The organism is uncultured Tyzzerella sp., from assembly GCF_963558545.1.
Classification (GTDB): domain Bacteria; phylum Bacillota; class Clostridia; order Lachnospirales; family CAG-274; genus Tyzzerella.
Genome location: NZ_CAUWHO010000068.1, coordinates 1 through 7,734 on the forward strand (window position 1 = coordinate 1; position 7,734 = coordinate 7,734).

Consider the following 7,734-nt stretch of genomic DNA (forward strand, 5'->3'; position numbering starts at 1 on the left):
TCATATCCTTTTATTTATTTTAAAAATTTTATATATTTTCTAACTCCTCTATAAAAGATGTACTCTTTAAATTTGTGTATAAATGAGCATTTAAAAGCCTTTTACTAATTGTGGAAAGTTCAGTTAAAATATTATCAGAAACATTAAAATTATAAAGTTTATCTACCTTAGATGATAAAATATACTTTATAACTAAAACTAGATTAGGTGATATTTTTAATAAAGAATTTTCTGTATTTCTACAATTTTTACATATAACGCCATTATCTCCCCAGTAAATATTGTTCTCATCTTTAATGTCTAAATTACAATTAGTACAATTATTTATAATAGGCATATATCCATTTAGTTGTAAAAACTTAATTTCAAAAATTTTTGATATTAACTTTGGAGGTATTGAGGTAGATTTAGAAAGTATAAGGAGAGATTTTAACAAAAGCAACATAATGTCATTTATAGGTGTTGCATCTTGTGTATTTTTATCTATAAATTCTAAAAAATATGTACCATAGGCTAGGGCATCTAAATCTTCTGTAATACTATAAAAATTTTCTATTATGTCTATTTGATTTAAAGATAGGCTTCTTCCACTATCATATATAATAAAATCTGCATAAGAAAATAGGGAAGAACCTGCCAAAAGCTTACTTTTTCCGTTTCTACAATTTTTAGCCCAAACAGTAAATTTACCATAATCTTTTAATAATATAATAAGAGATTTGTCATTATCCCCAACTAAGTTTTCTTTTATTATTATACCTCTAGCCTTAAATGTACTCATTTTATCTTTCCTTAATAATTATTTTTATTATCTTCCTTATCATTGTTTTTATCTTTATATTCTTTATATTCTTTATATGCTAAAAATACATCAATATCTCCACTTTTTTTAAAAATACTCCAAAATAAATCTTCCATAGATAACACCACCATTTATAATTAGTATATTTATATTTTTAGTATAATACATATTTATATACTATTGAAAATTTACCATAAAAGGAGTTTAAATACTATTGACTTTTATTTATTTTTAGTATTAGTTAATTCTATTTTAATATTACCATATATTGTATGGTTTTCATTATTTAAAATGTAGATGTTATCATCTTCTTTTAAATAAGCTGTTTTACCATTTATAATTATAGTGTCTTTAGGAGGTATTAAAACATCTGTCGGTTCATTATTTGGCATATTTTCATTTTTTTATTAATATGTAGAGTATAATATATATCGCTATCATTTTTTAATGTTATTTTGTAAAATTTATATTTAGAATTTAATAAATCTAAATGGCTAACTATATTTTCCTTAGATTTAATATTATATAAATTAATGTCTAGTAAAATTTTATTATTTAATTTATCATCATAAATAAAATTACGTTCTAGTTTATAGTTATTTATAGTTTTATTTAGGCTTGGGATAGATATAAAAAACATAATAAAAAATAAAAATATATAATGTTTATAATTAATTTTCAATATACCACCTAACTTTATATTTGTTTTTGGTCATATCCAAAATTTTTTAATAAAAAGTCACTATCTCTCCAGTCTTTTTTTACTTTTATCCATATTTGCAAGTTTGTAGGAGAGCCTAAAAGTCTTTCTATCTCATATCTAGCATTAGAGCCTATTTTTTTAAGCATAGAACCTTGTTTTCCTATTATAATACCTTTGTGAGAATCTCTTTCGCAATATATAGTTGCTTGTATGTCAATAATATCTTTATCTTTTCTATGTTTCATAGAGCTAACTTCCACAGCTATCCCGTGGGGTATTTCATCTTGTAAAAGTTTTAAAGACTTTTCTCTAATTATTTCTGATACTATCTGTCTTTCTGGTTGGTCTGTTATCATATCAGCAGGGAAAAACAAAGGCCCTTCTGGTAAATATTTTTTTATACACTTTAGTAGTTCATCTTTATTTTTGCCTTTTAATGCTGACACAGGTATTATCTCTGCAAAATTGTATACAGATTTATAATTATCTATAACTGCCAATATTTCTTCTGAAGATACTGTATCTATTTTATTTATTACTAGAAATACTGGAGTGGATACATTTTCTAATCTTTTTATAATAGACAAATCAGATTCTTTTATTTTTTCAAATGGTTCAATAAGATATAACACTATATCTACTTCATTTAATGTAGTTTCTGCCGATTTTACCATATAATTACCTAATTTAGATTTCGGCTTATGTATTCCAGGTGTGTCTATAAAAATAGCTTGAAAATTATCTTCTGTTAATATTGATTGTATTTTATTTCTAGTAGTTTGAGGTTTACTAGATATAATAGCTATTTTTTCTCCTATAAGACTATTCATAAGAGTAGATTTTCCAACGTTTGGTCTACCGATTAAAGATACAAATCCAGAGCGAAAATCATTATTCATAGTTTTAGTTCCTTTCTTTACAAATTTATCTTTTTATATTTAATTTATTTAATATAATATCTTGTTTTTTAAACATTATTTTTTCTTCTTCTTCTGTCATATGGTCATATCCTAAAAGATGTAACATACTATGTACTGTCAAAAAACATAGCTCACGCTCTAAAGAATGACCATAATCATTAGCTTGTGATATAGCTTTGTCAATACTTATTATTATATCTCCTAATGGAATAGGGTGCAATATATTATTGTCTATATTATTAAAATCATCTAATAATGGAAAAGATAAAACATCTGTTTCTTTATTTATGTTTCTATGTAGAGCATTAATTTCTTTTATTTCTTTATTGTCTACAATGGAAAGGCTTATTTCTACATTAGTTGTAAAATTTTCTAAATTAAGGCTTTCTTCTATACATTTGTTTATTAAACTAACGATATTTTCATCTATAATAAAGCCTGTATTGTTATCAAATAAAATGTTCATAAAAACTCCTATTTACTCTTACTATTTTGTTTTTTGGGTTGTTTTTCTTTATCTTTTTCTAACTTCTCATAAGCACCTATTATTTTTTGTACAAGTGGGTGACGTACTACGTCTTTGTTATTAAGTTTGCATATACCTATATCTTCTATACCATCTAATATTTTTATTGCATCAATAAGCCCAGAGTTTTTACCAGTTGGCAAGTCTATCTGAGTTAAATCTCCTGTAATAATTGCTTTAGCCCCAAAACCTATACGTGTTAAAAACATTTTCATTTGTTCTGGAGTTGTATTTTGTGCTTCGTCTAGTATAATAAAGGCATTATCTAATGTCCTACCACGCATATATGCAAGTGGAGCAACCTCAATAGCACCTTTTTCCATATTTTTTTGAAAACTTTCAACACCCATTATATCATATAAAGCATCATATAAAGGTCTTAAATAAGGGTCTACCTTTTGCTGTAAATCTCCAGGTAAAAAGCCAAGATGCTCTCCTGCTTCTATTGCAGGCCTAGTTAAAATAATACGATTTACTTCATTATTTTTAAAAGCAGTGATGGCCATAGCCATAGCTAAATATGTTTTACCTGTACCAGCAGGTCCTATACCAAAAACAATAGTATTTTTTCTAATTGTATTTATATAATTTTTTTGTCCTATAGTTTTAGGCTTTACAGGGCGTCCTGCTATATTAACACAAATAAAATCATCATTTATTTTTTCTATTTGGTCAAAATTTTCATCTTCTACTTGAGATATAAGGTAGTTTATAGATTGCTCTGTTATTTCTTCGCCTCTATTAGCTATAGATATAAGAGATTTTAAAACTTTTTCTGCTTTACCTAAAGAGTATTTACTACCAGATACTACTATGTCTTCGCCTCTATTTACAATATTAACAGAAAAGCTACGTTCAATTTTTTTTATATTAGTATCATATTGGCCAAAAATATTTAAAATTTTCTCATTGGCTATCTGTAATTTTATTTGTTCCATTATCTATATTGCTCCCTTCATCTTGATAGGTAGATATAGGTACTTTTTGTCCTATATCTTCTATTAATGTTAATTTTGCAGTGGCTATTAATTGATTTTCGTTTTTTTCATAAATGATTTGTTTATCTAATATATCAGAAGAAAAATCTACCTCTTTTGTAATTTTTTCTGTTATAAGCTTGTTAGCATATAATTTTGCTTCATTTATAGAATATGTTTTTTTTATAGGTATATACTCTTTATATGTTATTTTTTTTATTATAAAAGGTAAATAAAAATTTTCTGATAACTTTAGTTGTTTTCTTGATATAATTGTATCATAATTTTCATAAGAAATATTATTTTTAAATAAATTTAGATTAAAATTTTTATTAAATGCTAATAAATTATATGTAGTTTTTTTATTTTTTGTGTATTCTTTTATATAGTATTGAAATGGTACAGTAACCTTTATTTCTTTTTCTGTCTTAGCTTCTACATCTGCATCAGAATAGGTGTTATAATTACCTTTTATTTCTTCGCCTTCTTTTAAAAGAAGTGTACCAGATACAAGTACATCTCCTTTTTGTACAACATCTTTTGACTTTACTAAAGGAGTGCCAGACCTTGTAATTATATTAGTTATAATACCTTTTTCTTTAGCTATTATATCACAAGGTGTATTATTTTCAATAGAATTTTGCTTTGGTATATTTTCAGAAATGCTTATAGTTGCTTTAGTTCCATCTATTTTTATATTTACCCAAGATATTGTATCAAAATTATTTTTTAAATCTGATTGTATGGTTTTTATAGCAATCTTCCTTTTATATGCACCTAAATATAATCCTTTTTCTTCACAAAAACGTAAAATAGAGTTATTATCTACGTTATTGTTACCTACAACTTGTATTGTCCATATAAAAGAAGAAAAATAATATAATAAAGATATAAAAATCATAATACCTATTAAAAACATTTTTCTTTTTCTATTTTTAAATATAAAAAATGGCATACCATACCTTGAAACTATTTTATATTTACATCCAGTTTTTCTAGATATTTCTTTTAAAGATTTAAAATCTTTTATATTTAACTTGCATATAACACCATTATTAACTTCTTCTAATTTACATAAATTTATATTTTTATTTAAACATAAATTTAAAAATCTTTCAATAGAAAACCCTGTAATTTTTATAATAACATATCCTCTAAAGTAATTCCACAAAAATTTAAACATTATTTCACCAACCTATATAAATTCAAACTGTTTTAAAATACCTTTTATTAAAATTTTATTTTTATTAAGCTCTTTTAAAAAAAGATTTTTACCAACTATTTTAAAAATACCACAAGATGTATTTATTTTTATAGTTTCATTAGAATATTGTACTATATTTTTAAAGTTTTCTATTAAAATTTTATTTTTACCTACAACAGTTATAAGAGGAACATTTAAAACTATTTCATTAGGTAGCTCTATGTTTTCTGTTAATCCTTTTTTTATATATCTTATTAAATTATTTGGAGCTTTATTTTTTTTCATATAAATCTACCTCCCTTAGCAATAGATTATATGTTAAATTTATGTTAATTAGAATATAAATCTATTTTCAATAAAATTTTTTTATAGTATAATATATATAACTTTATATTAAATAAAGGGGTGACTTTAATGAATACATTGTTTAAAAAACAATTTTTTATGCAATCTTTTGTACTTATTATAAGTTTTGCACTATTAGGAGCAGGACTTACAAAGGCTTTTAGTTCCTTTTTTGTAGAGCAAAAAAAAGATTTGCTTGTAGAACAAAGCCAAAAAATTTCTAAAACATTTAAACAAGCATATTTTTTGGAAGGTAGATTTGGTCTATTAGCTTTACAAAATGAAATTGAAATATTAGAAGAGTATCTTAATTCTAGTTTTATATTTATAGATAATGAAAATATTATTAAAATAATTTCTACAGATATAAACTCTAAGTGGTATAACAAAAAAATAGATTTAGAAGAAATATTAAAAGATAATAACAATAATTCATACTACGAGATAAAGGGAACTATGGGTGGCATATTAGATGAGCCTGTACTTAGCATAGGTAATCCTATGACTATAAATGGTGAATATATAGGGACTATTTTTATAAATACACCTGTAACAGATTTATTTTTAACAGTAGAAAAAGCATATCAAATAATAATGTTATTTACTGTATTTGCTATAATAGGTGCATTTATACTAGTTTACTTATTTTCTAAAAAAATTAGTTTGCCTCTTATAGAAATTAATGATGCAGCAAAAATTATGGCTGGGGGAAATTTTAAAAAACGTATATATATAAATAGTAAAGATGAAATAGGGCAGTTGGCAAATGTTTTAAATGATATGGCAGAAAGCTTAGATGAACAAGAAAAGAGAAGAAGAGAATTTATATCTAACATATCCCACGATATACGTTCACCACTAACATCTATGAAAGGTTTTTTAGAAGCCATAATAGATGGTACAATTCCAGAAGAAAAAAAAGAAAAATATATAAACATAGTATTAGAAGAAACAGAAAGATTGACAGTCCTTGCCAATAATATATTAGATATTAATAGACTAGAAGATATGGATAATCAAAATAAAAATGTTTTATTTGATATAAATGAGCTTATAAGAAGGACTATTATAAGCTTTGAGGCTAGGGTAATTACTAAAAATTTGGATATAAAAATATCCTTTGCAGAAAAAGAAACTTTAGTTTTAGCAGATTTAGAAAAAATACAAAGAGTAATATACAACCTTATTGATAATGCTATAAAATTTACAGAAAACAATAAATCTATATATATTTCTACAAGCATTAAGGCTAACAAAGTTTTTGTATCTATAAAAGATGAAGGACCAGGGATATCTTCAGAAGAACAAAAGAGAATATTTGATAGATTTTATAAGGCAGATTATTCTAGAGGGAAAGATAAAAAGGGTAGTGGACTAGGACTTTCTATTGTAAAAGAATTTATATTATCTCAAGGAGAAACTATAGATATTAAAAGTGAAATTAATAAGGGTAGTGAGTTTATTTTTAGTTTAACAAAGGGTGAATAATTTTAAAGGGTGTGATATATATGAAAAATAATAGTAAATGGTGGCTATTACTATATTTAGTACCATATAGTTATATAGGGTTAATGTTAGACCGTTTTGGTAAAAATACAATAATAACTTTAATAGGATATTTATCTGCTATAATTCCATTTTTTGTAATAAAAATATATAAAGATAAAAGTAATATTATAGCTTTAATATCAATATTTATAGGTAATATTATTAGTTTGATAATAAGTATGTTGTTGTTTAAATTATTTTCTAATTATCAAGATTATAATTATTATTTTAAACCATTTGGGACTTTAGCTACTGGGGTACTTTTAGCAACACTAAGCTTTGCGATACAAATTATTAGATATTTACTAAAATATGCACCTAATATATCAAAATTTATAATATATTTTTTCCCATATTACATTATATTTGGATACATATATAGCATTAAATATAATATGCCAAGTTATATATTTTTATTTCTAATTTTATTTTTTGTACCGTATATTATATCTAGTATGTGTAATTATTTTAATAAGATAGAATTTATCATTTTTATAATTTTAGGGAATATTTTTAGCTTAATTATAAGTTCTTTAATATTTTATATTTCGTTTTCTGTAAGTAGTGGATTTATAATTTTTATTTTGGGAATGTTTGTATTATTTGTTATATGGCAAATCATATTATGTAGAATAATATATAAAAAATTAAAAAAAACATAAAATATAAAAACATAACAAAATATACCTTATAATTAAATTTTTAGTTA

11 protein-coding genes are annotated in these 7,734 nt (G+C 23.7%); 2 read left to right on the plus strand and 9 right to left on the minus strand.

What is annotated here, in order from left to right; genetic code table 11:
• Nucleotides 1–28: 28 nt before the first annotated feature.
• From recO to R5Z65_RS09060, 9 genes are all read right to left on the minus strand, one after another.
• Nucleotides 29–781, minus strand: coding sequence for a DNA repair protein RecO (gene recO / locus R5Z65_RS09020; RefSeq protein ID WP_317368658.1), 753 nt, complete (start codon nt 779–781; stop codon nt 29–31).
• 11 nt (nt 782–792) lie between these two features.
• The gene (locus tag R5Z65_RS09025; RefSeq protein ID WP_317368659.1) at nt 793–918 is read right to left on the minus strand and encodes a hypothetical protein; all 126 of its coding nucleotides are present in this window, start codon (nt 916–918) and stop codon (nt 793–795) included.
• Between the two features lie 105 nt (nt 919–1,023).
• A complete protein-coding gene (locus tag R5Z65_RS09030; protein ID WP_317368660.1) occupies nt 1,024–1,194 on the minus strand; it encodes a hypothetical protein in 171 nt (56 codons plus the stop codon).
• Nucleotides 1,164–1,484 carry a hypothetical protein gene (locus tag R5Z65_RS09035; protein WP_317368661.1) on the minus strand — a complete coding sequence of 107 codons (321 nt, stop codon included), beginning with the start codon at nt 1,482–1,484 and terminating at the stop codon, nt 1,164–1,166. Before R5Z65_RS09035 ends, R5Z65_RS09030 begins: the two co-directional genes overlap by 31 nt.
• A 14-nt stretch (nt 1,485–1,498) precedes the next feature.
• Complete coding sequence (gene era / locus R5Z65_RS09040; protein ID WP_317368662.1) at nt 1,499–2,404, minus strand: GTPase Era; 906 nt, start codon at nt 2,402–2,404, stop codon at nt 1,499–1,501.
• A 25-nt stretch (nt 2,405–2,429) separates the two neighbouring features.
• Nucleotides 2,430–2,891, minus strand: coding sequence for an rRNA maturation RNase YbeY (gene ybeY, locus R5Z65_RS09045; protein WP_317368663.1), 462 nt, complete (start codon nt 2,889–2,891; stop codon nt 2,430–2,432).
• An 8-nt stretch (nt 2,892–2,899) separates the two neighbouring features.
• On the minus strand, nt 2,900–3,889 hold the full coding sequence (locus tag R5Z65_RS09050; RefSeq protein ID WP_317368665.1) for a PhoH family protein: 990 nt from the start codon (nt 3,887–3,889) through the stop codon (nt 2,900–2,902).
• Nucleotides 3,858–5,111 (minus strand): sporulation protein YqfD, encoded by a 1,254-nt coding sequence (gene yqfD, locus R5Z65_RS09055; protein WP_317368666.1) that lies wholly within the window; start codon nt 5,109–5,111, stop codon nt 3,858–3,860. Before yqfD ends, R5Z65_RS09050 begins: the two co-directional genes overlap by 32 nt.
• Before the next feature lie 12 nt (nt 5,112–5,123).
• Entirely contained in the window at nt 5,124–5,417 is a 294-nt protein-coding gene (locus R5Z65_RS09060) for a YabP/YqfC family sporulation protein (protein WP_317368667.1), read from the minus strand.
• Nucleotides 5,418–5,546: 129 nt separating this feature from the next.
• Here R5Z65_RS09060 and R5Z65_RS09065 point away from each other — a divergent pair, with 129 nt between their 5' ends.
• Nucleotides 5,547–6,965 (plus strand): HAMP domain-containing sensor histidine kinase, encoded by a 1,419-nt coding sequence (locus tag R5Z65_RS09065; protein ID WP_317368668.1) that lies wholly within the window; start codon nt 5,547–5,549, stop codon nt 6,963–6,965.
• 20 nt (nt 6,966–6,985) lie between these two features.
• A complete protein-coding gene (locus tag R5Z65_RS09070; RefSeq protein WP_317368669.1) occupies nt 6,986–7,687 on the plus strand; it encodes a hypothetical protein in 702 nt (233 codons plus the stop codon).
• Nucleotides 7,688–7,734: the final 47 nt, after the last annotated feature.

Excerpts from the sequence above, each read along its gene's own strand:
- recO (WP_317368658.1), bottom strand. The coding sequence starts at position 781 with ATGAGTACATTTAAGGCTAGAGGTATAATAATAAAAGAAAACTTAGTT.
- R5Z65_RS09025 (WP_317368659.1), bottom strand. The coding sequence starts at position 918 with ATGGAAGATTTATTTTGGAGTATTTTTAAAAAAAGTGGAGATATTGAT.
- R5Z65_RS09030 (WP_317368660.1), bottom strand. The coding sequence starts at position 1,194 with ATGCCAAATAATGAACCGACAGATGTTTTAATACCTCCTAAAGACACT.
- era (WP_317368662.1), bottom strand. The coding sequence starts at position 2,404 with ATGAATAATGATTTTCGCTCTGGATTTGTATCTTTAATCGGTAGACCA.
- ybeY (WP_317368663.1), bottom strand. The coding sequence starts at position 2,891 with ATGAACATTTTATTTGATAACAATACAGGCTTTATTATAGATGAAAAT.
- R5Z65_RS09050 (WP_317368665.1), bottom strand. The coding sequence starts at position 3,889 with ATGGAACAAATAAAATTACAGATAGCCAATGAGAAAATTTTAAATATT.
- yqfD (WP_317368666.1), bottom strand. The coding sequence starts at position 5,111 with ATGTTTAAATTTTTGTGGAATTACTTTAGAGGATATGTTATTATAAAA.
- R5Z65_RS09060 (WP_317368667.1), bottom strand. The coding sequence starts at position 5,417 with ATGAAAAAAAATAAAGCTCCAAATAATTTAATAAGATATATAAAAAAA.
- R5Z65_RS09065 (WP_317368668.1), top strand. The coding sequence starts at position 5,547 with ATGAATACATTGTTTAAAAAACAATTTTTTATGCAATCTTTTGTACTT.
- R5Z65_RS09070 (WP_317368669.1), top strand. The coding sequence starts at position 6,986 with ATGAAAAATAATAGTAAATGGTGGCTATTACTATATTTAGTACCATAT.